Source organism: Streptomyces colwelliae (assembly GCF_048158785.1).
Classification (GTDB): Bacteria; Actinomycetota; Actinomycetes; order Streptomycetales; family Streptomycetaceae; genus Streptomyces.
Genome location: NZ_JBLTJC010000156.1, coordinates 1 through 23,053 on the forward strand (window position 1 = coordinate 1; position 23,053 = coordinate 23,053).

At 68.2% G+C, this 23,053-nt stretch carries 26 protein-coding genes; 9 read left to right on the forward strand and 17 right to left on the reverse strand.

From position 1 onward, the window contains the following. The first annotated feature begins 96 nt into the window (after positions 1-96). The 3 genes from ACNFOC_RS28645 to ACNFOC_RS28655 all read left to right on the forward strand — a co-directional run bounded on the left by ACNFOC_RS28645 (position 97) and on the right by ACNFOC_RS28655 (position 2,684). Positions 97-945 carry a tetratricopeptide repeat protein gene (locus ACNFOC_RS28645; RefSeq protein ID WP_416961970.1) on the forward strand — a complete coding sequence of 283 codons (849 nt, stop codon included), beginning with the start codon at positions 97-99 and terminating at the stop codon, positions 943-945. Positions 946-1,024: 79 nt separating this feature from the next. Continuing rightward, positions 1,025-2,017, forward strand: coding sequence for a porphobilinogen synthase (gene hemB / locus ACNFOC_RS28650; RefSeq protein WP_416961971.1), 993 nt, complete (start codon positions 1,025-1,027; stop codon positions 2,015-2,017). Positions 2,018-2,318: 301 nt separating this feature from the next. Further along, the gene (locus ACNFOC_RS28655; protein WP_416961972.1) at positions 2,319-2,684 is read left to right on the forward strand and encodes a DUF805 domain-containing protein; all 366 of its coding nucleotides are present in this window, start codon (positions 2,319-2,321) and stop codon (positions 2,682-2,684) included. A 22-nt stretch (positions 2,685-2,706) separates the two neighbouring features. Here the strand turns inward: ACNFOC_RS28655 and ACNFOC_RS28660 are convergent, their stop codons facing one another. Further along, complete coding sequence (locus ACNFOC_RS28660) at positions 2,707-2,874, reverse strand: hypothetical protein (protein ID WP_416961973.1); 168 nt, start codon at positions 2,872-2,874, stop codon at positions 2,707-2,709. 291 nt (positions 2,875-3,165) lie between these two features. Here ACNFOC_RS28660 and ACNFOC_RS28665 point away from each other — a divergent pair, with 291 nt between their 5' ends. Both ACNFOC_RS28665 and ACNFOC_RS28670 read left to right on the forward strand, forming a co-directional pair. Beyond that, positions 3,166-4,068, forward strand: coding sequence for an SAM-dependent methyltransferase (locus ACNFOC_RS28665; RefSeq protein ID WP_416961995.1), 903 nt, complete (start codon positions 3,166-3,168; stop codon positions 4,066-4,068). Positions 4,069-4,225: 157 nt separating this feature from the next. Further along, positions 4,226-6,130: an FHA domain-containing protein gene (locus tag ACNFOC_RS28670; protein WP_416961974.1), complete on the forward strand. Its 1,905-nt coding sequence runs from the start codon at positions 4,226-4,228 to the stop codon at positions 6,128-6,130. 66 nt (positions 6,131-6,196) lie between these two features. On the opposite strand, the gene ACNFOC_RS28675 is transcribed toward ACNFOC_RS28670, so the two are convergent. From ACNFOC_RS28675 to ACNFOC_RS28685, 3 genes are all read right to left on the reverse strand, one after another. Next, positions 6,197-7,327: an MBL fold metallo-hydrolase gene (locus ACNFOC_RS28675; protein WP_416961975.1), complete on the reverse strand. Its 1,131-nt coding sequence runs from the start codon at positions 7,325-7,327 to the stop codon at positions 6,197-6,199. A gap of 49 nt (positions 7,328-7,376) precedes the next feature. Beyond that, the gene (locus ACNFOC_RS28680; RefSeq protein ID WP_416961976.1) at positions 7,377-8,330 is read right to left on the reverse strand and encodes a sugar ABC transporter substrate-binding protein; all 954 of its coding nucleotides are present in this window, start codon (positions 8,328-8,330) and stop codon (positions 7,377-7,379) included. A gap of 310 nt (positions 8,331-8,640) precedes the next feature. Then, on the reverse strand, positions 8,641-9,546 hold the full coding sequence (locus tag ACNFOC_RS28685; protein WP_416961977.1) for a DUF4253 domain-containing protein: 906 nt from the start codon (positions 9,544-9,546) through the stop codon (positions 8,641-8,643). A gap of 146 nt (positions 9,547-9,692) precedes the next feature. Between ACNFOC_RS28685 and ACNFOC_RS28690 the strand changes: the two genes are divergently transcribed. Then, on the forward strand, positions 9,693-10,223 hold the full coding sequence (locus ACNFOC_RS28690; RefSeq protein WP_416961978.1) for a barstar family protein: 531 nt from the start codon (positions 9,693-9,695) through the stop codon (positions 10,221-10,223). Positions 10,224-10,240: 17 nt separating this feature from the next. Here the strand turns inward: ACNFOC_RS28690 and ACNFOC_RS28695 are convergent, their stop codons facing one another. Genes ACNFOC_RS28695 through ACNFOC_RS28705 form a run of 3 tightly spaced genes read right to left on the reverse strand, consistent with a single transcriptional unit; the run spans position 10,241 to position 11,545 of the window. Then, the gene (locus tag ACNFOC_RS28695) at positions 10,241-10,480 is read right to left on the reverse strand and encodes a DUF397 domain-containing protein (RefSeq protein ID WP_416961979.1); all 240 of its coding nucleotides are present in this window, start codon (positions 10,478-10,480) and stop codon (positions 10,241-10,243) included. 7 nt (positions 10,481-10,487) lie between these two features. Beyond that, a complete protein-coding gene (locus ACNFOC_RS28700) occupies positions 10,488-10,736 on the reverse strand; it encodes a DUF397 domain-containing protein (RefSeq protein WP_416961980.1) in 249 nt (82 codons plus the stop codon). After that, entirely contained in the window at positions 10,733-11,545 is an 813-nt protein-coding gene (locus ACNFOC_RS28705) for a helix-turn-helix domain-containing protein (RefSeq protein WP_416961981.1), read from the reverse strand. Before ACNFOC_RS28705 ends, ACNFOC_RS28700 begins: the two co-directional genes overlap by 4 nt. 122 nt (positions 11,546-11,667) lie before the next feature. Here ACNFOC_RS28705 and ACNFOC_RS28710 point away from each other — a divergent pair, with 122 nt between their 5' ends. Further along, positions 11,668-12,066 carry an ATP-binding protein gene (locus ACNFOC_RS28710; RefSeq protein ID WP_416961982.1) on the forward strand — a complete coding sequence of 133 codons (399 nt, stop codon included), beginning with the start codon at positions 11,668-11,670 and terminating at the stop codon, positions 12,064-12,066. Here the strand turns inward: ACNFOC_RS28710 and ACNFOC_RS28715 are convergent. Next, positions 12,047-12,691 carry a TetR/AcrR family transcriptional regulator gene (locus ACNFOC_RS28715; RefSeq protein ID WP_416961983.1) on the reverse strand — a complete coding sequence of 215 codons (645 nt, stop codon included), beginning with the start codon at positions 12,689-12,691 and terminating at the stop codon, positions 12,047-12,049. The genes ACNFOC_RS28710 and ACNFOC_RS28715 overlap by 20 nt on opposite strands. Positions 12,692-12,727: 36 nt before the next feature. Between ACNFOC_RS28715 and ACNFOC_RS28720 the strand changes: the two genes are divergently transcribed. Further along, positions 12,728-13,546 (forward strand): alpha/beta fold hydrolase, encoded by an 819-nt coding sequence (locus ACNFOC_RS28720; RefSeq protein ID WP_416961984.1) that lies wholly within the window; start codon positions 12,728-12,730, stop codon positions 13,544-13,546. A 46-nt stretch (positions 13,547-13,592) separates the two neighbouring features. Here the strand turns inward: ACNFOC_RS28720 and ACNFOC_RS28725 are convergent, their stop codons facing one another. The 7 genes from ACNFOC_RS28725 to ACNFOC_RS28755 form a co-directional block, all read right to left on the reverse strand. Beyond that, complete coding sequence (locus ACNFOC_RS28725; protein WP_416961985.1) at positions 13,593-14,399, reverse strand: inositol monophosphatase family protein; 807 nt, start codon at positions 14,397-14,399, stop codon at positions 13,593-13,595. 19 nt (positions 14,400-14,418) lie between these two features. Further along, positions 14,419-15,222 carry an HhH-GPD family protein gene (locus ACNFOC_RS28730; RefSeq protein ID WP_416961986.1) on the reverse strand — a complete coding sequence of 268 codons (804 nt, stop codon included), beginning with the start codon at positions 15,220-15,222 and terminating at the stop codon, positions 14,419-14,421. A gap of 278 nt (positions 15,223-15,500) precedes the next feature. Further along, entirely contained in the window at positions 15,501-16,694 is a 1,194-nt protein-coding gene (locus ACNFOC_RS28735; protein WP_416961987.1) for a hypothetical protein, read from the reverse strand. A 4-nt stretch (positions 16,695-16,698) separates the two neighbouring features. Then, a complete protein-coding gene (locus ACNFOC_RS28740; protein WP_416961988.1) occupies positions 16,699-17,628 on the reverse strand; it encodes a phage distal tail protein in 930 nt (309 codons plus the stop codon). A 34-nt stretch (positions 17,629-17,662) separates the two neighbouring features. Continuing rightward, entirely contained in the window at positions 17,663-18,943 is a 1,281-nt protein-coding gene (locus ACNFOC_RS28745; RefSeq protein WP_416961989.1) for a phage tail family protein, read from the reverse strand. After that, positions 18,940-20,136, reverse strand: a complete 1,197-nt coding sequence (locus ACNFOC_RS28750) for a phage tail protein (RefSeq protein ID WP_416961990.1) — start codon at positions 20,134-20,136, stop codon at positions 18,940-18,942. The genes ACNFOC_RS28745 and ACNFOC_RS28750 overlap by 4 nt, the downstream gene beginning before the upstream one ends. 27 nt (positions 20,137-20,163) lie before the next feature. Further along, complete coding sequence (locus ACNFOC_RS28755; RefSeq protein WP_416961991.1) at positions 20,164-21,021, reverse strand: hypothetical protein; 858 nt, start codon at positions 21,019-21,021, stop codon at positions 20,164-20,166. 90 nt (positions 21,022-21,111) lie between these two features. Here ACNFOC_RS28755 and ACNFOC_RS28760 point away from each other — a divergent pair, with 90 nt between their 5' ends. Further along, positions 21,112-21,540, forward strand: coding sequence for a DUF3592 domain-containing protein (locus ACNFOC_RS28760; protein ID WP_416961992.1), 429 nt, complete (start codon positions 21,112-21,114; stop codon positions 21,538-21,540). A 269-nt stretch (positions 21,541-21,809) separates the two neighbouring features. Here ACNFOC_RS28760 and ACNFOC_RS28765 read toward each other — a convergent pair whose 3' ends face one another. Continuing rightward, positions 21,810-22,004, reverse strand: a complete 195-nt coding sequence (locus ACNFOC_RS28765) for a DUF397 domain-containing protein (protein ID WP_416961993.1) — start codon at positions 22,002-22,004, stop codon at positions 21,810-21,812. Positions 22,005-22,014: 10 nt separating this feature from the next. Further along, positions 22,015-22,866 carry a helix-turn-helix domain-containing protein gene (locus tag ACNFOC_RS28770; RefSeq protein WP_416961994.1) on the reverse strand — a complete coding sequence of 284 codons (852 nt, stop codon included), beginning with the start codon at positions 22,864-22,866 and terminating at the stop codon, positions 22,015-22,017. Positions 22,867-23,053: the final 187 nt, after the last annotated feature.

Consider the following 23,053-nt stretch of genomic DNA (forward strand, 5'->3'; position numbering starts at 1 on the left):
GGACGGCCTCGTCCTCAAACGCCGGACGGGCTGATTTTGTGGACCTGAGCCTCACCATCGCATCGCGCGCTGTGTGCTCTTTCGTTGGGGGATGTCATGGGCGCACGCGGGTGGTTCAGTGGGCGGAAGTCGTTCAAGCAGGGGCTCGCTCTCGCCGAGCAGCAGCGGCTGGACGAAGCGCGTGATGCCTACCTCCGGGCGGCGGAGTCGGGCAGTGTGAACGCTCAGTACAACCTCGCGCTCGTCTACGTCGATCTCGGCGACCGGCGCAACGGGATCCTGTGGTTCCGCCGGGGCGCCGCCGCGGGAGACGCCGGTGCCATGCACAGTCTCGCGGTGCAGCTCGACGACGGGACTCGCAAGGAGGCCGACGAGGCGGTGGAGTGGTACCGCAAGGCAGCCGCGCTCGGGCACGCGCCGTCCCAGTACAACCTGGGGCTCCGGTATCAGAAGACGGGTGAACTCCCGCTCGCCGAGCGCTACTTCGAGCAGGCGGCGAAGCTGGGGCACCTCGATGCGGACGTGTCCCTGGCCGGTCTGTGGCTCGGCCGGGGCCGCACGGGGGAAGCCGAGGAGATCCTGCGCCGGGCGGCGGAGCAGGAGCATCCCGGGGCGCTCGGTTTCCTGGGTGATCTGGCCGGGCAAGCGGGTGACACCAAGCGGGCCGCCGGGCTCTACGTGCGCGCCCACGCGGCGGGATTCAGCGGTGCGGCGGTGAATCTGGGAGTGATGTACGAGAAGCAGCAGCGCTTGGCGGAGGCCGAGGAGTGGTTCCGTAAGGCGGCCGACGCGGGGAACCCCGCCGGTATGTACGGCCTGGGCCGTCTCCTTGTCGGTCTGGACCGGATGGACGAGGCCCTTGTCCTGTTCCGCCAGGCAGCCGGGCTGGGGAGCGAGTCGGCGCGGCACGCGCTGCGGGTCCTCGCCGACAGGAAAAAGAAGTAAAACCGCGGAAAGTGCACGGAAATGTCTGCCGACTCACCGTCGGCAAAGGTGCACCCGAGGCGGGCGTAGCGTAGATGGCATGACGACGTACGGATCCTTTCCCGGCTCGCGGCCCCGGCGGTTGCGGACCTCCCCCGTGATGCGGCGCATGGTTGCCGAGACGCGGTTGCATCCTGCCGACTTCATCCTTCCCGCCTTTGTGCGGGAGGGGGTCAGTGAGCCGGTGCCGATCTCTGCCATGCCTGGGGTCGTGCAGCACACTCGGGACAGTCTGAAGAAGGCCGCCGCTGAGGCTGTTGCCGCCGGGATTTCCGGGATCATGCTTTTTGGGGTGCCGGAAGAGTCCAAGAAGGATGCCCTTGGGACTCCTGGGACCGACCCGGATGGGATTCTTCAGGTCGCGCTGCGGGATGTGCGGGCCGAAGTCGGGGACGAGTTGCTCGTCATGTCTGATCTCTGTCTTGATGAGACCACTGATCATGGGCACTGTGGCGTGCTTGATGAGCTTGGGCGTGTGGACAATGACGCCACCCTTGAGCGGTATGCCGAGATGGCTCAGGTGCAGGCCGATGCCGGTGCTCATGTCGTCGGGCCCAGCGGGATGATGGACGGGCAGATCGGGGTCGTCCGGGACGCGCTCGACCAGATTGGGCGGGAGGACGTGGCGATCCTCGCCTACACCGTCAAGTACGCGTCCGCGTTCTTCGGTCCGTTCCGTGAGGCCGTCGGGTCCTCGCTCAAGGGGGACCGCAAGACGTATCAGCAGGACCCGGCCAACGCACGGGAGTCCATGCGGGAGTTGGCGCTCGATCTGGAGGAGGGTGCCGACATGGTGATGGTCAAGCCGGCGGGGCCCTACCTCGACATCCTGGCCAAGGTCGCCGAGGTCTCGGACGTACCCGTCGCCGCCTATCAGATCTCCGGCGAGTACTCGATGATCGAGGCCGCCGCCGAGAAGGGCTGGATCGACCGGGACAAGGCGATCTTCGAGGCGCTCACCGGGATCAAGCGGGCCGGGGCGCAGAACATCCTGACGTACTGGGCGGTGGAGGCGGCGCAGAAGCTGCGCTGATCGCCGAGCCGAGGCTGCGCTGATCGCCGAGCCGAGCCGAGGCCGCGTTGATGGCCGACGCCCGCTGAACGCCCGTCAACAGGCAACGCTTCGAGATCGTTCCGGCGTCGGGGCGATCTCGGTTCGGGGCGGGAACGGGTTCTGGCCCGAAATCGACGGTCGGTGTGGGGGGATGTGACCCCAAATAAGCTTCGGTGTCCGGCACTTATGTGGATTTGACGCGTCCGCATCGCTGTCCTTACCTTCTGCGCCTGGCCTGATCCGTTCTGGACGGTCTGGACGTCGATCCCTGGGGGACACCATGAGCTGGTTCATCGAGGCGTTGAAGAAGTACGCGGTATTCAGCGGGCGCGCGCGCCGCAAGGAGTACTGGATGTTCGCCCTGTTCGCGGGGATCATCGCGATCGTTCTGGGCGCCATCGGCGTCGCGATCAAGTTCCCGTTCCTCGTGGTCATCTTCTACCTCGCGATCCTGCTGCCCGGCCTGGGTGTCACCATCCGCCGACTGCACGACACGGGCCGCTCGGGTGGCTGGATCTTCATCGGGCTCGTCCCGCTCGTCGGCGGCATCATCCTGCTGGTCTTCACCTGCACGGACAGCGCGCCCGGCGCCAACGCGTACGGCCCGAACCCGAAGGAAGCCGGCGGGATTCCGGCGCACGCCTGATCGCACCCGCCACGAAGGCCCGTCAGGGCGTGGACCCCGTCGACATCGACGACGTGGGACTCACGCCCGACGGGCCTTCGTCGCGTACGCCCATACCGTCCTTGCACCCCGAGAGCAGCAGCGCCGCAGTGAGCAAGGCCGTCGCGGTGGCCAGGGCGCGGATGCGGGTGCGGGTGGTGCGGGCCGGCATGGGTTCCTCCCGGGGAAGCGAAGCGCGTCATCGGGTGCAGCTTGGGCGGTCGCGCGGGGTGGGCGCTACGGCTGTCGCCGGATTCGGGACGCCGGGACCGTCCCGACTGCGCTGAGCTGCCGGGATGTCGGTCCGCGCGGGCACGTCGTGGGACGCGGGAAGGGGGCCGGGCGCCCGTCCCTCGGACTGGGCACCATCAAGTCCCGGCGGGAGTTAGGTTGTTGACCACTGCTCTTGATGAGCATTGCTCCGGTTGTCCTTTGAATGACCGACCTCTTCTGGGAGACGCGCATGCCCGGTGACGCCCTCAGCCAAGACCCCGCCGAGCTGCGAAGGAGGATCGACACCAGCAAGGCCCACCCGGCCCGTGTCTACGACGTCTTCCTCGGCGGCAAGGACAACTACCCCGTCGACCGCGAGGCCGCGGCCGCCGCGCTCGCCGCCAACCCGCGCGGGTATCTCGACGTACGGCACAACCGGGACTTCATGCGCCGCGCCGTGACCCGGCTGTCGCAGGAGCACGGGGTGCGCCAGTTCCTGGACATCGGCACCGGGCTGCCCACCGCGGAGAACGTGCACCAGATCGCCCAGAGCATCGAGCCCGGGTCGCGGATCGTCTACGTCGACAACGACCCGGTGGTCCTCGCACACGCCCGCGCGCTGCTCACCAGCAGCCCCGAGGGGCGTACCGACTACATCGACGCCGACCTGCGCCGTCCGGCCGACATCCTCGAACAGGCCTCCAAGACCCTCGACTTCAACGAGCCGATCGCCCTGCTGCTGGTGGCGATCCTGCACTTCGTCGAGGACGAGGAGGCGTACCCGTTGGTGCGTGAGCTGGTGGACGTGCTGCCGTCCGGGAGTCATCTGGTGCTCAGCCACCTCACCGACGAGATGCACCCGATCCCGACGCGCGCGGTCCAACGGACGTACACGGAGCGGGGGTTCACCTTCGTGTTCCGTACCAAGGACGAGGTCGAGCGGTTCTTCACCGAGACCCCGGCCATCACCCTGGACGAGCCCGGTGTGGTCCCCGCCCACCAGTGGCACCCCGGTCCGGCGCCCGCGCCGCCGGTGGTGGAGCAGGCGTACTTCGAGAGTCTCGACGACATCGAGAAGATCACCTACCGGGACATCAACGACGTGACGGACGACGACATCAATGTGTACGGGGCGACCGGGAAGAAGGCCTGACCCCGCCCCCGTCCTTCCGGAGGAGTCCAGTGGGGAGCGGCCCGGGGGCGGTACTGGGGGATTCCATCCCGGGATAGTGCGCTTATGGTGGCCGAAGGTCCTTGAATCGGTGAATCCCCTTGGAAACGCGCTGAGTTGAACCCTGGGAGGAAGTGCCATGGCACCGGTGCTCGTCGGACGTGAGGGTCTGTTGGCGGGAGAGCGCATCCCGATGGTCGACACCCGCGTCACCTTCGGACGCAACGCGGGGAACACGGTCGTCATCGCGAGCCCGAGCGTCTCCCGCTTCCACGCGGAGATCGTCTTCGACCAGGACGCGGGATACGTACTGAGCGACCTCGGCAGCAGCAACGGCACGCAGGTCAACGGCGAGGAGGTGGAGTCCCGGCTGCTTCAGCCCGGTGACGAGATCACCATCGGGGACCAGGAGTTCCGCTTCGAGGTCGCCGACGCCATGCGGACCCTGATGGCGCTCAGCCTGCCCCGCTCCGTGACCCACCCGGAGGAGAGCGACGAGGGGACCGTGCTGCGGGTCACCGTCGTGGGCGGGGGTCCCGTCGGGCTGTCCATGGCTCTGCTCCTGGAGCACTTCCTCGGCGCCCAGGTGAAGGTCACCGTCTACGAGGGCAGGTGGCGCAGGGACGGCCGTACCGTCGTCTGGAAGAGCGAGGCGGAGGGCAACGTACGGCGCCAGCAGGTGGTGACCGTGCAGAGCCGACAGTACCTCGCGTGGCCGCAGTACGTGCAGGAGCGGCTCTTCGATCCCGAGCACTTCACCGAGATGTGGCCGTCCGGCCCGGACTCGATCGGCGACCACCATCCGCGCAACATGCGGATCGCCTACATCGAGGACAGGCTGCTGGAGCTGGCGAACGAGAAGCGGGGGCGCATACGGCTCGTACCGGCCAAGTTCGACCCGGCGGAGCAGCGCGAGGAACTCGCCTCGCAGCATGTGCTGGCCATCTGTGACGGCGGGCGGTCGCGCACCCGGGAGCACTTCGCCGCGCGGTTCGGCAAGGCCGACGAGTCGATCTACTCCCTCGACGGGGTCCATCTGCGGGACGTGGTCCTCGGGCTGCGGGTGAAGTCGGAGCTGCCCGACCCCATGGCGATCCTGCTGACGGTCGCTCAGAACAGGTTCCTGCTCAACTCGTTGCGCGGCGAGGGCTTCCTCAACATGCGGCTGACCGACGCCGAGTTGGGGGAGGTCATCGGCATCGACCCGGTCCGCCGGGTCTTCGAGGAGTGCATCGCGTCCCGGCCGTGCCTGATGAACCGTGACGACCACGGCGACTTCCAGTGCGCCACCCACGGCACGCTGTTCCTGCCCGCGCTCATCAAGGGATCGCCCTTGTGGAAGCGCGTGCACGAGGGGCTACGGCTCTTCGACGTCTCGGACCAGGGCCTGAGCGCGGTCACCAGTTTCCGGCTGGACATGGTGCAACGCCCGCGTTTCTCGGCCGAGTTGCTGCCTCCGACCGTCAACTCGCCCGGTACGTACGGCTTCCTGCTCGGCGACGCGGCCAACTCGATCCACTTCTGGCCGGGCCGGGGCCTCAACAGCGGCCTCGCGTCGGCGATTTCCCTCGCCCGCTCCCTCAACAGCGCCTGGAACGGCCGCCCCTTCCGGGACGCGGACTTCCTACGGCACGAAGCGGCCATGTCGATGCTCCAGTACCGGCACAAGAGCCGCGCCTGGAAGGCGATGGTCACCACCGACGACCAGGGCGTCACCTGGGCGATCAAGGACATCATCGACCACGGCATCGACGGCATCGCGGAGGAGCCCGACCGCGAGGCGGACACGGCGACGCTGCTGGCGCGCATGGCGGCGATCCGCGACCGGCTCGCGCCCCGGCTGGCGGGCATGCCGGACGACGAGGCGATCCTGGAACGCCTCCAGACCCTGGAGTCGCGGACCCTGCGCATGCTCGTCCTCAGCGGCGCGTGGGACACCCTGACGATGGGCGGCGAGGAGGTCGACATCGACATTTTCTACGGCCAGGACTCGACGGCTGCGGCCGCGGCGGTGGAGGCGCTGGAGTCGGTGACGCAGCAGTGACCCGGAGGCCACTGCCACGAGCACCGCACGCGGACGAGGGGGCGGTCGGGGGGACGGCCGCTCGGCTCAGGTGGTCTTGCGTCGGCGTACCGGCAGGTTGAGCAGGTCCGTGCCCAGCATCATCGGTCCGCCGAAGCCCGCCGTGCGGGCGCTGTCGCGAAGCAGGCTTCGCCAGGTCGTGTCGGAGACCGCGGTCGACTGGCCCGGGCTGATGTGGGTGGCGAGCAGCGTCCGGACTCCGGCCTCGGCGGCGATCCGGCCGAGGTCGGCGACGTCCGTGTGGACCGAGAGGATGTGGTCGATCAGCGCCTGGGGCAGGCCGAGACTCGCGAGTCCCGCCGGGTACAGGGCTTCGTGGACCAGGACGTCCGCCCCTGCCGCGAGCGTGATGATGTTCGCGGTCGGCGCGGTGTCGCCGGAGAAGACGACGCTTCCGCTGTCGGTGTCGAAGCGGTAGGCGTAGGCGGGGAAGACCGCGCCGTGCGGGACGAGGACGGCGGTGACCTTCATGTCGTCGTTCTCCATGACGGTGAACGGCGCCATGGCCGGCGCGGAGTTCGTCGCCGAGGCGCCGATACCCGACGGCGGCAGCACGTCGTGGACGTCGAGCATGGTAGCCGGGTCGATGCCGGCGTGCTCGGTCATGAAGAAGGTCGGTGAGGCCGCGTACGCCTGGCCGGCCAGCTTCGTCATCTCGACGGTGCCCGGCAGGAGCCCGGGGGCGCCGGTGACCGTCGAGGCGATCCCCGCGGAGCCGGGGCCGTACACGCCGATCGGCGTCTGGAACCCCTGCACGCCCGCGACGCCCGCCGACAGCATCGGGAACGAGTAGTAGTCGACGATGTGGTCGGCGTGCAGGTGGGTGAGGAAGATCCCGGATAGGGCCGGCATGGACAGACCGGCGCGCAGGTACTGGGTCACCGCTCCGCGTCCGCAGTCGACCACGTACGTCTTGCCGTTGACCGTCAGCGCCGACGCTATGCCGTACCGGGTCGCCAGGGGCGGCGGGCCGCCGTTGGTGCCGAGCAGGGTCACGGACAGGCCTGTCGAGGAGGCCGTCGTCGACGTGGCCGCGGCAGCCGACGAGCTGCCCAGCAGCGGCACGGCCGCGGTCGCGGCGGCGGCCGCCGCGGCGACGGCGAGCACGGTCCTGCGCGACGTCGAGGTGGTGGTGGATTCGTTCGTGCAATCACACATGACGGGTGAGTTCCTTTGTTGCTCGGATGGTGTGCTGCCGTGGTGACGGTCAGCCGTCCGTGTCGCAGTAGATGTGTGCGGTGTCCGCGTTGCCCTTGGTCACCAGGCGGATGCTGACGCGCGCGATCTTGTTCTTGTCCTCCTTGCGCAGGAGGCCGAGCGTGTGTGTCACGGCCAGGGCGCCCAGGTCCTGGACCGAGTTGGACACGGTCGCCGAGAACTTCCCGCTCTTGAGGGCGGCGAGCCCCGGATCGGTCCCGTTGACGGTCACGATCTTCACGCTCTGCGCGCCCGCCGCGTCGAACGCCTGACGCACGCCGAAGGCCATGTCCTCGTTGGCGACGAACGCGTACTGGATGTCGGGGTGGGCCTTGATCAGCTTCGCCGCGGCGGCCTTGGCCTTCGGCTGGTTGTACATGCCGGGCTCTTCCCCCACCACCCGCACGTTCGACGGCAGGTTCTTGGTGAAGCCGGCGACCATCACGTCGGACGACGTACTCCCGTCGCCGGAGATGACACCGGCCTTGACGGACTTGCCCGCGGCGTCGTCGCCGACCCATTGGGCGTCCAGCTTGCCGATACCGGTCAGGTCGCCGACGGCGGCGCCGAGGATCTTGCTGTCGTCCGCGGGCATCAACGCGATCAGGAAGATGGGTACGTGCGCTTTTCGCGCCGCGGTGATGTCGGCGTTCAGCGCGCTGGCGTCCACGCTGATCAGGATGATGGCGTCGACCTTGTCCGCGATCATGCGCCGCACGTTGCGCAGTTCCGCCGACTTGCTCCCGTTCGAGTTGGCGGTCACCACTTTCGCCAGGTTGTTCTCCGTGGTCGTCGTGACCGCCGTCTGTAGGCAGGCGTGGTACGGGTCGGTGCCCCCGTTGATGAACCCCAGGACGGTAGGTCCTTTGGAGGAGACGGTGTTGTCGGAGACCAGGGAGCATCCGGTGGCCAGGAGGGCAAGGCCTAAGGCGGCGGCGAGAACAGGTCTGCTGGATCTGGGCATGCGAAAGGAGCCTTTCTGCCGTGCGCGACGTGGATGTCGGGACCGGTACCGCCCTGATGCGCAGCCGTGCTCACGAGGCTCACCTTCATCGGCGTCGTGTCCGTCACGCTACTGGATCGTTTTAGTGGAGAGCGGCGAAATCCTATGACGTATGCGGGAGTTGAGGGTGCGGAAGTGCAAACTTTGTGTTCGTTCCGCGGCACCACGACGAGGGCCGCCTGGCAGTCGGTCCGGTTCGCGCACCCGGACTGCCAAGCGGCCCTGCTGTCATACGCCTTCGCTGAGGTCGTTCAGATCGCCCAGGTCGGTGTCAGTCCCACCAGAAGGACCACAGCCGCTGGTTGAGCACTTCGTGCCGGGCGTAGGCGCGCAGTGTCTCGTGATGGCCCTGGGTGATGTTGTCGGGGCAGAAGGCGAAGTGCTCGGCGGCGATCGCCTCGGCCTCCTCCTGGGTCGTCGGCGGGGCCGCGACCGACAGCACCAACTGGTCGGAGGTGAGGGCCACGACGCGTATGCCGAAGCGGTCCTCCCAGGAGCGCAGGACGGCACAGAGCCGGGCCACGTCCCCCTCGTAGTTGATCTGACCGCTCCAGCCGATCGCCGCCGGGATGTCGGCGCTGCGGCGGGCCGGGACCAGGGCGAGGCGCGGTTCCTTCAGCCAAGTGCCGCTGTCCGCAAGGGAGTCGGCGATCTCGGCGGCGCGGGCGTCGGGGTTGACGGACTGCTCCTGCCCGTGTTCCGTGGCGGGCGCGAGTCCCGGCCACTCGGGGCCGTACGGGGCGATCGTCTCGTCGTACGTCGCCTGCTCGCCGAAGGTCTCGACGACGGCCTCGGCGACGGCTTCCTTGCCGGGGTAGTCCGCGTCCGGGGCGAGTTCGTCCGCCGCGTACTCCTCCCAGAACTCCTCCAGGACCTCTTCAGCGTCGTGGTCACCGGGGTACGACGCCTCGTCGGGCAGCAACTGCCATTCGTCCAGGCCGCCTTGGTCGCCGCCCAGGTCCAACAGCACGGGGAGCAGCCCGGCGGCCCGGCGCGCGGGCTGGAGGGTGTCGTAGTCTCCGGGCCTCGCCGGTTCGTCCGCGCACCACAACAACGGTTCGTCCGCCGGGCCTTCGGCGGTCACGTCGATCAGACTCCCGGCGGGGAGTTCAAGCCCGAGCGAGCTGCCGCTCGGGTCGGCCGCCAGCTTCGGCAGCGGGTTGGGAAGGGTCGCCATGCCGGAAACTGTAGAGGCGGGCACTGACAGTCGGGGTGCGGGGAGTTGCCCCGGGGCGGCTCTGCCAAGGTGGTCAGCCGGGTCGGCTGGTCAGCCTGGTCGGCAGGTGGGCGATCGGAGCCCGGCATGAGAGGCGGTGACGATCCATGGCTGTGTACGACTTCACCCGGCGTGAGGAGCCGTGGGTCGTCATCGCTCCGCAGGACGACCCGCTGCTGGAGGGGCAGTTGGTCGCGCTGGAGGACCAGGGCGGGCTCGTCTTCCATCTGTCCGCCGAGGAACTGGCCACGCCGGAAGGGGTTTTCGCCGCGTTCGCCCGGACGCTGGAGTTTCCCGGTTACTTCGGCCGCAACTGGGACGCGATGGTCGACTGCCTGGACGATCTGCACGGGTCCTGGCACGGCGGCAGGGGAGTCGCGGTCGTCATCGGTGACGCGGACCTGTTGCTGGACGCCGGTCATCTGCGCCTGTTCGTCTCGGTGTTGTGCCAGGCGGCGGCGCGCGCGAACAGCGCGGTGGACTCCGACGGCGAACCATGGGACCGGCCGGCCATCGCCCAGCACTTCGCGTTCGTCTCCCGTACGGCGCCGCCGGGCGACTTCGCTTCGAGGCTCACGGGCGACGACCTCAAGGTCGGGGTCGTCGGCCCGTACGTGACTGTGTCGCTCGACGAGTGAACGAACCGTCTACCGGATTACCGGCTGGCGGTGAACTCCGCCCAGGCGGCGGGGGCGAGTTGGAGCGTCGGCCCGGTGCCGTCCGGGTTCTTGGAGTCACGGATGTGGATGGTGTGGGGGCAGGTGGCGACCTCGACGCACTGGCCGCCCTCGCCGCTGCTGTAGCTGGACTTGCGCCAGGTGTAGGCGACTTCGAGGCACGCGCCGCCGTCGCTGTTGCTGTAGCTCGACTTGAACCACTGAAGTCCGGTGCTCATTCGTCTCCTAGGAGGCTGCCGAGTGCGTCGTGAACGCGGTCCACGCGGTGGGCGAGACCGTGAGGGTGGGGCCGGTGGCTTCGGGGTTCTTGGAGTCGCGGATGTGGATGGTGTGGGGGCAGGTGGCGACCTCGACGCACGCGCCGCCCTCTTCGCTGCTGTAGGTCGACTTCCGCCAGGCGTAGGCGACTTCGAGGCACTGGCCGCCTTCGTCGCCGCTGTAGCTCGACTTGAACCACTGAAGTGCGGTGCTCATTGGTCTCCTAGCAGACGGTCCAGCAGGCCCCTGGACTCCTGGGGTGACAGGGCCTGTGACCGCAGCATCGCATATTTGCGCGCGAGGATGGATACCTCATCCAGGTCGGAAACCCACTGGCTGCCGCGTTGGCCCTCGGTATAGGCCAGGTGCTGGTGGTCGGGTGTTTCCAGGAGCGTGAAGGGGCCGTTCAGTCCGGCGTGCGACGACGCGTTCATCGGCAGGAACTGGAGTGCAAGGCCCGGGAGTTCAGCGCACTCGCGCAGGAACCGGAGTTGCTCGCGGCGGGCCTCAGGTGTCCCGATGCCGAGGTGTAGGACGGGCTCCCAGATGACGAAGCTCATCGTTGGCGGACACTTGCGTTGCAGGATTTCCTGCCGCTCGATACGGCCCGCCAGCTTCGCCGCGATCTCGTCCTCGTCGTAGGCCGGAATGCGTTCCGACAGGACCGCGCGGGCGTACTCCGTGGTCTGGAGCAGGCCCGGGATGACCGCGTTGTCGTACCAGGACAAGGCGATGGCTTCGCGCTCGTGCAGCATGTACTCCTCGGCGAACAACGGGAATTGGTCGATCTCCGGCAGATTGTCGACACCCGCCTCGAACGTCCCCTTCGTGTCGAGGATTCTGTCCAGCGTCTTTGCGAGCGACGGCATCAGCCGACGCCTGCCCTGCTCGACCGACGCGATCGTCTCCTCGTCGACCATCGCCCGCTCGGCAAGCTGACGTTGAGTCAAACCGGCGGCCATGCGGGCCGCTTTCACCTGCGCGCCCAGCAGCCGCATCGTCGAGCGGTTCTTCTTGGAGTTCATGCTGTGGTGCTCCCCACATCCACCCGTTCCGGACCCCGCGTGGACCCGTACTCCGCCCGTACAAAATGGAGTCCAGGGCTCACGCCCTGTCAACAGTAGTGACGCTACGCAACTCTTGTCCCGTGAACCTGAGTGAGAAGTTCTTCCGGCGCGAACGCCGGTCCGTTCCCGCCGCCAGGGATTTCGCTCACGCGTTTCTGGCCGCCTGGGGACTCGACGGGACCGAGCGCGGTGCCGATGTGCTGCTGTGCGTAAGCGAGTTGGCAACCAACGCGCTGGTGCACGGGGTGCCGCCGGGGCGTCAGTTCCGGCTGTTGCTGCGGTGTGACGGGCGGGTGCTGCATGCCGAGGTGCATGACAGTGGGGGCGGTGTACCGCGCGTGGACGCACACCCCGACGACTCCGACGAGGGTGGGCGCGGGCTGCTGCTCGTGGACGCGCTCGCCGACAAGTGGGGGGTGCGGGAACGGGACTTCGGGAAGGTGGTGTGGGCGGAGTTCGTCACCGAGCAGGATCCGTGAGGTGGCGGCGGATCAGTTCCTGGGCGAGCTGGGCCGCCTCGATCAGGTCCGCACGCGTCGCACCGAGGTTGGACCGTACGGACAGGCCGTGCCAGACGGTCTGGACGAGTTCGGTCAACGCCGCCGCGCTGATCCCTTCGGCCAAGTCGCCCTCCTGGACCGCTCGTTCGGCGCGGCTCAGGAGCAACTGCCTGTTGGAGTCGTGGAGTTCGGTGACGTAGGCGCTGGTGTCGAGGGTGCCGGTGCTGTCGGTCATCACGGCGCTGCTGATGAGGCACCCGGGATGCGTGCTGTCCGGCTGGGTGAACTCGTGGACCGAGTCGATGAGGATGCGTTCGATGACGGTCCCGAAGTCGTCCTCGGTCACAGCCTGTTGGTAGATCTCCCGGTACCGCTCGGCGTAGGTCCGCACCGTCTCCTCGAACAGTCCGGCCTTGCTGCCGAAAGCGGCGTAGAGGCTGGAGGTGGAGAGTCCGAGGGCCGCGGTCAGGGCCCGGGTCGAGGTACCGGAGTAGCCCCGCCGCCAGAAGAGGCGGGCGGCGTCCAGGATCACGCGGTCGCGGTCGAAGGCTCGGGGGCGTCCACGGGTGGGTGTGGGTGCGGGCGTGGGTGCGCGTGCGGTCACGCTTGCATTGTAGAGCGGTCGCTCCATAATGCTTTTATGGAGCGAACGATCCAGAAGAGAATGCCGGTAGGCAGGGGTAGTTGGGTCACGGTCGATGTGTACGGCGATCCGGATGCTCCGGGTCTCGTCGTCGTCCCGGGCGTGATGAGTGACGCGTACGCGTGGTCCCGCGTCGCGGTCGCCGTCGACGCGTGGCCTTCGGTGGCGGTCGTGAATCGCCGGGGGCGTACTCCGTCGGGTCCGTTGACCGGCTCTTACTCGATGCGGACGGAGGTCGAGGACCTGGGCGTGGTCCTCGACGAACTCGACGAACTCGGCGGCGCGCGGGCGCTGTTCGGCTGGAGCTACGGCGGCTTGATCGCGCTGCTGTCCGCTGACGAGCGTCCGGTGCGCCAAGTGATCGCGTACGAGCCGGTGATGCGACCGTTCGGTCGGCACGCGCTGCCCGACCTGGAGGTCGCGGAGGAGACGGCCGACTGGGACCGCAGCGTCGAGATCGTCAATCGGCGGATCTCCGGTTTCAGCGCGGCGCATGTCGAGGAGCTCCGGGCCGATCGTCCGGCGTGGGAGGCCCTGCGCCGCCTGAGCGGACCGCTGCGCGCCGAGCTGGGCGCGCTGAACGCGATGCGGCCTCCGGAGGTGTTGGCGCGTCGGGCGGGTCAAGTCGGCCTGATCATCGGCCAGTTGAATCGGGGAACGGACCCCTACGGAACGTCCTTCGACGACGTGCGGCGGCACCTCGCGCCCGCCGAGGCCCACGTCGACGTCCACGAGTTTGCCGGTCAAGGTCACCTGGGTCATATCGAGGCGCCGACGGAACTCGCCCGGCTTCTCAACAGCCTCGCCGCCGCCTGATGGGTGCCCCGGTGCCCGTGCGGTCGTACCGCCAGCCGCCCAGCCGTTAGCTTCGGCCGCGCGTCATCGACATCAGCAGCCCGTGGGTCTCCTCGTCGGCGGCGACCACGAGCCCGCGACCCGCCTCGCCGATCGGGGCGCCGTCGATCCCGGTGACCACGCATCCGGCCGCCCGGCACAGGGCGATACCGGCCGCGAAATGCACGCTCCCGGAGAGGTCGCCGCCATCGGTGACGTACGCGGCGCGCTTGCCCGCGGCCACCCAGGCCAGCGCCAGTGTGGTCGAGACGACGCGTGGCCGGAAACGGGCGACGAACTCGGGGTGGGCCAGCAGATCCACGGCCCGGAACGCCGGTGCGCTCGGGAATGGCGGATCCAGGTTGACGTCCACCAACCGGGTGGCGGGCGTGGGCGTCAGCAGGGTGTCGTCGGCCCCGTCGTGCCGTACCCAGGCGGTCTCCCCGTCGGTGAAGAAGACCTCGCCGCTGAACGGGTCGGCCACCGCCGCCGCCCCGTCGCGCAGCGCGACGTTGACGGCCACCAGCATGTTGCCGACGGCGTAGTTGAGGGTGCCGCACAGGGGGTCCACCAGCCACTGGCGCACGGCGTCGGCGGCACCCCGCTGCCCGCCTTCCTCGCCTAGCACCGCGTCATCGGGCCGTGCGGCACGGATGACGCCGAGGATCGCCGCCTCCGCCTCGACATCGGCGGCGGTGGCGAAGTCCCCGGCACCCTTGTCGATGCGGTCGAGCCGCCGGCCGTACAGGGCGCGGACCACCTCGGCACCGGCCCGTGCCGCGGCTGTCGCGACCGAGGCATCATCGGAACGCGCATACGAGTCGGCGCTGGTCACCGGTCGGCGCCCTTACGCCCTAACGCCCCAACTTCCGCCGCACCCGCCGTACTTGACGGTTGTCCGCCACCGAGTCGAGGAACCGCCGCCCGCTCCCGGCCTCGTACGCCGGACCGCCCTCGTGTTCCGGTTTGCCGGCGAGGTTCCACGCGCACTGGGCGGAGATGGGGCACCGGTGGCACGTCTCGTTCTTCGCGGTGCAGACGAGTGCGCCCAGTTCCATGGAGGCCGCGGCCCAGCGGGCCGCGGTGTCGTCGTCCTGGGGGAGCAGGGCGCGGGCCAGCTTGCGTTCGGCGGCGGTGGTGGCGTTCGGGGGGTACTGGGTGCCGGTGACCGCGCGCGCGAAGACCCGGCGGACGTTGGTGTCCAGGACGGCGTGGCGCTGGCCGTAGGCGAAGGACGCGACCGCGGCCGCCGTGTACTCGCCGATGCCGGGGAGCGCGAGGAGTTGGGCGTGGTCGGTGGGGACGTCGCCGCCGTGGCGTTCCGTTATGGCGGTGGCCGCGCCGTGCAGGCGCAGCGCGCGGCGGGGGTAGCCGAGGCGGCCCCAGGCGCGGACGGCTTCGCCGGGGGCGTCCTGGGCGAGGTCGGCGGGGCGGGGCCAGCGGGCGAGCCACTGTTCGTAGACCGGGAGGACGCGGCTGACCGGGGTCTGCTGGAGCATGAACTCGCTGACCATCACGCCCCAGGGGCCGGCGTCGGGGTGGCGCCAGGGGAGGTCGCGGGCGTTGTCCTCGAACCAGTCGATGACCGGGGTGTGGAGGCGGGCTCCGTCCGGTGCGGTCGCGGACAGGGTGTGTGGGGGATTCGTGGGCGCAGTCATGGCGGGTCCGATCCTGCCATGGTCGGTGGGTGGGTTGCCCGTGGTGTGTGGGTGGGTTCGCCCGCAGGTGTGTTGTGGGGTCGGGGTCGTGGCGGTACGGCGAGCCCGCCGCTGGTCGGGCCCTTGGGGTGTTGTCACGGTGGGGCGGGGTTGGTGCCGGGTACGCGGCGGGCTGCGCCGTACCGCCACGACCCGCTCCCGTTTCGTTGGCGGCTGCGGGCTCGTGGGCCATTCCGCTTCGAATCGGGCGGGTCAATTGGGCCTGCTTGAGCGGTTGTTCAGGAGCGGAGCCACTCGGCTGTGAGGCTGGTGGCGTAGCCGGAGCCGCCCAGGGTGGTGAGGGTGGAGCCGGAATTTTGGAGGCCGTAGAGCGCGAGTTTGTCGGCGGTCGCGCATTTGAGGAGGGCGGTGCCGGTGACGCTGGTCGCGCCGGGGCCGGCGCCTGTCAGCCAGGTGGCGCGGGGGACTCCGGCGCCGTTCTGGTAGATGCGTGCGCCGCGTGAGCCGGTCGTCGACTCGTTGAACCAGGTGATGGTGCTGGTCACCCGCCACCAGCCCGCCCTTGGCACGGTGTACGTGTTCGATCCCGACCAGCCGGTGACGTCGTCGACGTCTGTCGTCTGGAGCGTGATCTGCGTCCAGGTGCCGGTCGGTACGGACTGGGCCGTGGTCTGTTCCACGCTGAGCAGGATTTTTGAACGGCCCTCCGCGTACTGCCAGTTGGAGCCGTCCCAGCGTTGCAGTAACCCGGCCGCGTTCTCCTGGTACTGGCCGGTGTAGCTGCCCGTGCTCAGCGCGCCGATCGGTGCGATACCGCCGACGGCCTTGGGATACGACACCCACGCCGAGCCGTCCCAGCGCTGGAACGTGCCCGGGGTGTCCCGGTACTGGCCGGAGTAGGCGCCGTCGAAGCCGGACGACGGGACGATTCCGCCCAACGCCGCTGTGGGATAGCGGAGGTTGGTGACGGCCGTCGTCCAGGACAGGCCGCCGTTGCCCGCCGAGGCGCCGGCCGGTACCGCGATCCGGTAGAGGGGGAGGGCGTTGCCGTTCGGGGTGTTGGGCGTGGTGGGTGTGGCCGCCGGGGTGCCCTGAACCAGCCGTATGAGGGCGGTAGTTGTGCCCGTGCCGTCGAACTCGTCGTCCAGTACGGCTAGTTCGACCAGGTCGATCCGGCCGTACTGGGCGTCGCCGTCCGGCACGGTCAGGGTCTCCGGGGCGGTCACCGCGACCGGGTAGGCGCCCTGGAGGATCCGGCCGCTCTGCACGAAGGCCCGGCCGGTGCCGATCGTGAACGTCATCGCCCCGGTGGTGCCGGTGAGCGCGAAGCCGCCGGGGACGATGCCGCCGCGTGCCTTGAGCGGGACGTTCTCGGCCGCGCTCGCGTTGATGGTGAGCAGGCCGGAGAGGGTGAGCCGGGTGTCCTGGCGGGTCTGCTCGCTCGTGGTGAGCCAGGCCGCTCTGACCGTCATGCGATCACCACTCCGCCGAGCGCCAGCGCACCGAGAGCTGCGCGCCCGTGTCGTAGGTGTCCGGGCGGAACGCCAGCTCGGCTCGGCCCGGTTCGAAGGCGAAGAGTTCTTCCGGGCTGCTGTCCGCTGCCGCGGTGTGGCGGCGTGAGGCGGTGGAGTTGAGGGTGACTGTGCCGGCTGCGGTGTCTACGACCAGTTCGTCGCCGGCGGCTAGTCCGATCTCGTAGCGCAGGCGGCGTCCCGAAGTCCGGTCTGTGACCGTGGGGTTGGTGCACGGGCCGGTGAAGGTCAGGATCGGGTGGGTGGGTGCCGAACCGGAGTTGTCGGCGCCCACGTCGCCGGTGGACGATGCCTGGCCCCAGTACAGCGGCCAGGTCAGCGGCCAGGTGAGGCCGCTCTCCGGCTGCGGGGCGCCGGTGACCGCCGTCTGCTCGTCGACGGTGTAGCGGCGGGGGTCGGTGGCGTACCACTGGACCGATGCCTTGGAGACGCCCTGTGTTGTGTACGTCCGGTCGGCTGCGAGGACGCGCTGGCTGACCCGGGCTCGGACGGCCAGGATCTCGCCGTGCAGCCGTACCGCCAGCCAGCGTTCGGAGTCGCCGAGCAGCAGGGCCTGGCGCAGGGCGCGCATCGCGGAGAGCGAGGAGGCGGTGTCGTCCTGCGGCGGCACGGTCCAGACCGAGCCGCCGACCTTGCGCGGCTTGGCGTAGCGCGCGCCCGGCCAGGCGCCGTGCGCGGTGGGGTGATCGGCGTCTGTCGTGTCGTAGTCCGGCAGGTCCTCCCAGCCGGTCAGTCCGTCACTGCCGATCTCGTACGGCGTACCGGGGCCGAGCAGCAGTCCGGCCCACTGCATCTGCCCGTCGCGGGTGATGAGTGAGCCGGGGGGAACGTCGTCGGTGAGTGTCGTGGATGTGGTGGTCGTCAGATCGGCCATGGGGCCTTCACCTCACTGTCATGGGTGCATCACGTCATGCGCGGGCGCGGGCATGGGCGGAGGCCAGGAAGAGGAGGTCGGTGGCGGTGCCGTGGGCTCCGGTGCCGTTGCTCTCGTGGAACTCCTTGATGTGCGGGGTGGGTTGGGCGTGCCGGGTCGTCCTGCTGCGGGCGGCAAGGGCGCGTTGTCGTTCCAGGGCGGTGAGGGACAGGACCCTGCCGGTGCGGGCGCCGGGGACCGCGATACCGCCCTCCGCGAGCATCGGGATCTTGCTGAGGTGTACGCCGAACTTCTTGCCGAGGATGCTGAAGCTGATCTTGTTCAGGCCGTCTATCACCCAGTTCGCGAAGGCGACGAGGCCTTCGATGGGGCCCTTCACGACTCCGGCCACGGTCTGGGCGCCGGTCGTGACGAACTGGCCCATCGCGCGCAGGGTGTTGGCGGTGGCGTTCTTGACCCGGGTGAAGCCTGCCGGGATTTCCTTGGTGATCCAGTTCAGGACTGGTTTGACGGCGTTCTTGAAGCCGGTCCAGATCGCGGACACCCTGCCGCTGAGGGCGCGGGTGTCGCCGGTGGTCAGCGCCTTGAGGGCGGCGAAGCCGGTGCCGATGACCGTGCCCAGGACGGAGAGGGTGGTGGTGATCAGGGTGAGGTAGCCGGTTACGTAGGTGTTCACCGCGCCGGCGATCAGTTTCAGGATCGGGCCGAGGATCGTGAGGTAGCTCTGGACGTACTTCAGGATCAGCGTGGCCAGTTGGTCCATCAGGCGTTGGCCGGTCTCGGAGTTCAGCGCGATGTCCAGCAGCCAGCCCGCCAGGGGGAGGAGCAGACCGGCTACGAAACCGATCGGGTTGGCTCGGGTGAGGGCGTTGATGACGATCATCACGCCGGAACCGATGGTCATCGCCGTGCCGAAGGTGTCGAGGAGGCCGCCGAGGACACCGGAGGCTGCGATGAGAGTGCCGACTATGGCGAAGACTCCGCCGAGGTTGGTGGTGAGTTTGCCGAGGGATTTTCCGGCGGATCTGACCCTGGTGCCGGTGGACTTGATGCCGGAGGCGGCGGTGGTGGCTGTCTGGCCGGTTCTGGTGACGGAACGGGCCGCGGTGTCGGCGTTCGTCTTGATCTGCTGTACGGCTGTGGCGGTTTGGGTGGTGGGGGTGCTGACGCGGTCGAGGTCGGCGGTGGCGCCCGTGATGCGCTGGGTGAAGGACCGTACGCCGGAGTGGGTCTGCTCGACCCTGGTCCGGAAGGAGCGCAGGGAGGGAGTGACACCGGCGAGGGGATTGCGCAGGGCGGGGGCCGCGCTGCTCATCCGCGTGCCTTCGCCAGGAACATCAGCGCGTCGGCGGTGCGCTGCGGGGTGCTGGTGTCGGCGGCGTAGTAGTTCTCGATGTGGAGTGCGCTGCCGTCGGTGCCGGAGACGCCCGCGTACGCCCGGCCCCGTGAGGCCGCTGCCTTGAGGAGTCGGTCGAGCTTGCTGAGCGGGAGTACGGCCTCTGCCTCGCCGGCCTCGGCCAGGAGCGCGGGGACACCGCCGGAGCGGGGCATGACGACACCGCCGGTGGCCAGCGCGGGGATCCTCGGCAGGCTGACGCCGAACGTCTTGCCGCCGACCTTGGGGACCCAGCCGGGGATGGAGACGTGGATGCCGTTGAGGGCTCCGATCGCGCGGTTGATGAGACCGATGACGGCGTTGATCGGGTCGCGGACCGCGCCCCTGATGCCGTCGAAGGCCCGGCCGGCGATGCCCTTCAGGCCGCCCCAGATGCTGGACAGCCGGTCCTTCACGGCCCGGAAGGCGTCCGGGATCGCGGACTTGACCCAGCTGACGACCGGCGAGATGACGGCCTTGATGCCCTTCCAGACACTGGAGACGACCGTGCTGATCGCCTTCAGGACGCCGGTGATGATGGACTTCCATACGTTGACGTAGGTCCTGATGACCGTGGCGACGGCCTTGACGATGTTCGTGATCGCCGTCTTGATGCCGCTCCAGACCGACTTGATCAGCTTGCCGGCGTTCTTCATGATCGGCTCGATGGCCTTCATGACGCTGCTGATCACGGCCTTGATGACCTCGAAGGCCTGCTTCAGGACCTTCTGCATGGTCTTCGAGTTGGTCACCATGTCGATGACCTTGTCGATGAGCGGTTGGAGCAGGCTCATGAGCAGGCCGAAGAAGTTGCCCTTCATCGACTTGTTCATCTTGTCCTGGCCCTTGGCCGCCTTGCCGGCCCCGGTTTCGTACTTACCGAGATTGGTCCCGGCACTGGAACCGGTCTTGCCGGCCTTGCCGAGTGACTTCTCGGCCTGGTCCGACGCGGTTCTGAGGTCCTTCAGCTCCTTTCCGGAACCGTCGGCGGCGGTCTTGAGGGCCTTGAGCTGATCGGCGCCCTTCTGACTGTTGCTGCCGATCCCCTTGGCCGCGGTACCGGCACCGGACGCCTTGGACTTGAAGTCGTCCAGGGAGCCGGAGGCTTTCTTGAGGGAACTAACGAGACTCATTGCACACCTCCTTCGGGGAGAGCGGGATCATCCGGCGATGCGGTTGGCGGCGTCGGTGGAGGCCGTGCCGAGCTCTCGGAAAAGCACCCGAAGCCGATCACCGTCCCGGACGACTTCTCGGGCGGCTGAAGCGATGTCCTTGAGGGTCCTGGGCTTGGGGAGTTTGTCGTGATCGAAGGGGGCGAGCTTCGTATGGAGCGTCTCGATGGCCGTGGCCACGTCCTTGATGGCCGTGTCGGGGTTCGGGTCCAGCTTGTCCTTCAGCTTCCCGACGGCCGTGGCGAGCTTCCCGATCGTGCCGGCGGACTTCATGTCCGCCGTCGCCGAGTTGAAGTCGCGGATTTTCGGCGGGAGTCCGTCAAGTGCGGTCTTGAGCCCATTGAGCTGTACCTCGCTGATGCCGTGCGGGTTGATGGAGACGGCGTTGAGGCCGTCCATCTGGGCTCGGGTCATGGCCTGCGGGAGACCGTTCTCACCGACGGCGAGAACCCGTCCTGGTCTCGCTGCCTGGCCGGTGGTCGTGTTTGCCCTGGTCCGCGTGATCCTCTCCAGCCCCGCGTTGAAGAGCTTTCCGAAGTTGAGCATTTGGCCGACCACCAACACGGCAAGGGCTCCGAAGGCCAGCAGGAGCTTGCTGCCCCAGTCGGCTCCGTCCTTGAAGGCGGCGAAAAGGTCCTTGAGGCCGAGCGCCTCGAAAAGCGATTCGAAGAGCGTCTTGCTGGTGTCCGGCCCCTTTTTGATGTCCTCTTTGAGCTCTTTTTTGAGGCTGGCGATGTCCGCACCGATGACGGACTTCTCGGACGCCAGATTTCGCTTGATGTCAGTGACGTCCTGCTGGACGTCTTCAATGTTCTTCAGGATTTCTGTATCTTTGTCTTGCGGCACGTGTACCTCCGAGGGGAATCGGTGAGGGTTGACCTCGATTGATGTCGATTGATAGTGTTCGCGTACTTATTTCTAAAAGAGGGGGATGTGATGGGTAACATCGCGGGTGTGGGATTCGTCCTGATGGGCATTGGGGTGCTGCTCTGCTTCGCGAATTCAGGGGGATTCGTGAAGTTTATAAAACTGAGAAATCTTGAGCGTCACGGTGTCGAAGGGGAGGCGGTGTCCGACCTTCAGGAATGGATTAGCAGTGGACATCGTGTCTACTACCACATCCGCATTCCGGGAGCCCCGCCCCAGGACACACCGCCCCAGTTCATCGAAGTCGGGCCAGAGCCGAGGGGGCCGGTGGGCACGGTCGTTCCGGTGGTTTACGACCGCAGAAAGCCGAAGCGGGCCAAGACCGGCAGTCTCGCGGAAATCGACTCTTCCGAAGAGCGAGGCATGGTGGTGTTCTTCTGGGCACCTGGACTGGCGCTCATCGCCGTGGGTGCCGTGCTCGCGATCTTCTTCTACTGAATCACGGCACCGAGAAAGGGAGAGGTGTGGAGCTCTGGTACTTTCTTATTTCGGTCGGAACCTTGGCGGTTTCCGCGACCTCTTTCTTTGTTTCCTTCTCGATGTGGGAGAGCGCCCGGAGAGTCTCGACGATCCAGTCGAAGCCCAAGCTTGTTGCGCTGTGGGCCGGAATCGGTGTGATATTTCTGGGGGCCGCCGTATTCGTTCTCACGCTTTGAACGGATTCCGGGCCTCGGAGGAGGGCCGCGTCGATGGGCGGCGCGGGTGCCTCAGCGTTTGGGCAGGCCACCGGTTCCCAGGGCGCCGGTGAACTCCGACCAGGCCGCGCGGCTCACGGTGGCCCACGGCAGTTCCGGGTGCTTCGAGTCGCGGAGCGCGATGAGGGGGCCGGCCTCAGCCATCTCGACGCAGGCGTTGGCGGATGCCTCGGAGTACGAGGACTTGCGCCACTTCGGCTCGGACACGGGGTACCTCTTACAGGTCGTCGGCGATCGAGAGGATGAGGTCTCTCGACTTGTTCGGATTCAACGCGACCCGTTCGACCAAGTCCAGCCGTCGTCGGAAGTTGGCCAGTTGGGTCGGTGAGTCGAAGAACACCGCGCCGATGGGGGAGTCCACCTCCACCGTGTCCAGGTGGGCGCTGGCGGCGGAGATGTACATCATCGTGTCGCCTGCCATGGGGAAGCCCTCGGCAGTGAACGGGATCACGAGCAGCCGGACGTTGGGGCGCTCGCTCTCCTCCAGCAGCCGGCCGAGTTGGGCCTTGGCGACCCGGCGGCCTCCGGTGCGCATGCGCAGCGCCGTTTCGTGGACCAGGCCGACGTAGGGAACGCCCGGGGCGTCCGCGACTACGGTGTGACGTGCCAGGCGCTGGGCGATCCTCAACTCGACCTCCAGGCGCGGCAGTGCCGGGACGAAGAGGTCGAACAGTGCCCGTGCGTGCTCCTCGGTCTGGAAGAGGCCGGGGATGTGGGCGGTCTGGAGCGTGCGCAGGCCGGTGGCGTGATGTTCGAGTTCCGCCAGGTCCAGGAAGTCCGGCGGGATCTTGCCCCGGTACTCGTCCCACCAGCCCTTCGAACGTCCGCCGGTCATCGAGGCCAGGGCGTCGATCAGTTCGGTGTCGTCGCACTCGTAGATGCTCGCGAGACGGCGGAGGCGCTCCTCGCTGATGCCGAATCGGCCGGCCTCGATGTTGGAGATCATCGTCCGGTCGGCGCCGAGTCGTTCGCCCGCGACCGGGGCGGACATGCCGACGCCCTCACGCAGTCTGCGCAGCTCGGCGCCGAAACGCCGTTGGCGAATGGTGGGGGTCTGTCGGGGTGCCATGGATCAACTCCTCGCTCGCGCGCACAGTTTGCCGACCTGCGAGCCGGGCGTCCACCTGGTTCGAGATTAGTACTCGTTTTAGTGAATCGGGTAGCACGCGTTTTAGTTTCACCGGTAGCTTGTGATGCAAGCCACTCATCGACTCCCCGCGAGGTGAACGATGGATCTCCCTCCCTTCAACACCACC

What these genes read in the sequence shown, in the direction of transcription:
- ACNFOC_RS28645 (WP_416961970.1), top strand. Translation starts at nt 97, where the DNA reads ATGGGCGCACGCGGGTGGTTCAGTGGGCGGAAGTCGTTCAAGCAGGGG.
- hemB (WP_416961971.1), top strand. Translation starts at nt 1,025, where the DNA reads ATGACGACGTACGGATCCTTTCCCGGCTCGCGGCCCCGGCGGTTGCGG.
- ACNFOC_RS28655 (WP_416961972.1), top strand. Translation starts at nt 2,319, where the DNA reads ATGAGCTGGTTCATCGAGGCGTTGAAGAAGTACGCGGTATTCAGCGGG.
- ACNFOC_RS28660 (WP_416961973.1), bottom strand. Translation starts at nt 2,874, where the DNA reads ATGCCGGCCCGCACCACCCGCACCCGCATCCGCGCCCTGGCCACCGCG.
- ACNFOC_RS28665 (WP_416961995.1), top strand. Translation starts at nt 3,166, where the DNA reads ATGCCCGGTGACGCCCTCAGCCAAGACCCCGCCGAGCTGCGAAGGAGG.
- ACNFOC_RS28670 (WP_416961974.1), top strand. Translation starts at nt 4,226, where the DNA reads ATGGCACCGGTGCTCGTCGGACGTGAGGGTCTGTTGGCGGGAGAGCGC.
- ACNFOC_RS28675 (WP_416961975.1), bottom strand. Translation starts at nt 7,327, where the DNA reads ATGTGTGATTGCACGAACGAATCCACCACCACCTCGACGTCGCGCAGG.
- ACNFOC_RS28680 (WP_416961976.1), bottom strand. Translation starts at nt 8,330, where the DNA reads ATGCCCAGATCCAGCAGACCTGTTCTCGCCGCCGCCTTAGGCCTTGCC.
- ACNFOC_RS28685 (WP_416961977.1), bottom strand. Translation starts at nt 9,546, where the DNA reads ATGGCGACCCTTCCCAACCCGCTGCCGAAGCTGGCGGCCGACCCGAGC.
- ACNFOC_RS28690 (WP_416961978.1), top strand. Translation starts at nt 9,693, where the DNA reads ATGGCTGTGTACGACTTCACCCGGCGTGAGGAGCCGTGGGTCGTCATC.
- ACNFOC_RS28695 (WP_416961979.1), bottom strand. Translation starts at nt 10,480, where the DNA reads ATGAGCACCGGACTTCAGTGGTTCAAGTCGAGCTACAGCAACAGCGAC.
- ACNFOC_RS28700 (WP_416961980.1), bottom strand. Translation starts at nt 10,736, where the DNA reads ATGAGCACCGCACTTCAGTGGTTCAAGTCGAGCTACAGCGGCGACGAA.
- ACNFOC_RS28705 (WP_416961981.1), bottom strand. Translation starts at nt 11,545, where the DNA reads ATGAACTCCAAGAAGAACCGCTCGACGATGCGGCTGCTGGGCGCGCAG.
- ACNFOC_RS28720 (WP_416961984.1), top strand. Translation starts at nt 12,728, where the DNA reads ATGGAGCGAACGATCCAGAAGAGAATGCCGGTAGGCAGGGGTAGTTGG.
- ACNFOC_RS28730 (WP_416961986.1), bottom strand. Translation starts at nt 15,222, where the DNA reads ATGACTGCGCCCACGAATCCCCCACACACCCTGTCCGCGACCGCACCG.
- ACNFOC_RS28735 (WP_416961987.1), bottom strand. Translation starts at nt 16,694, where the DNA reads ATGACGGTCAGAGCGGCCTGGCTCACCACGAGCGAGCAGACCCGCCAG.
- ACNFOC_RS28740 (WP_416961988.1), bottom strand. Translation starts at nt 17,628, where the DNA reads ATGGCCGATCTGACGACCACCACATCCACGACACTCACCGACGACGTT.
- ACNFOC_RS28745 (WP_416961989.1), bottom strand. Translation starts at nt 18,943, where the DNA reads ATGAGCAGCGCGGCCCCCGCCCTGCGCAATCCCCTCGCCGGTGTCACT.
- ACNFOC_RS28750 (WP_416961990.1), bottom strand. Translation starts at nt 20,136, where the DNA reads ATGAGTCTCGTTAGTTCCCTCAAGAAAGCCTCCGGCTCCCTGGACGAC.
- ACNFOC_RS28760 (WP_416961992.1), top strand. Translation starts at nt 21,112, where the DNA reads ATGGGTAACATCGCGGGTGTGGGATTCGTCCTGATGGGCATTGGGGTG.
- ACNFOC_RS28770 (WP_416961994.1), bottom strand. Translation starts at nt 22,866, where the DNA reads ATGGCACCCCGACAGACCCCCACCATTCGCCAACGGCGTTTCGGCGCC.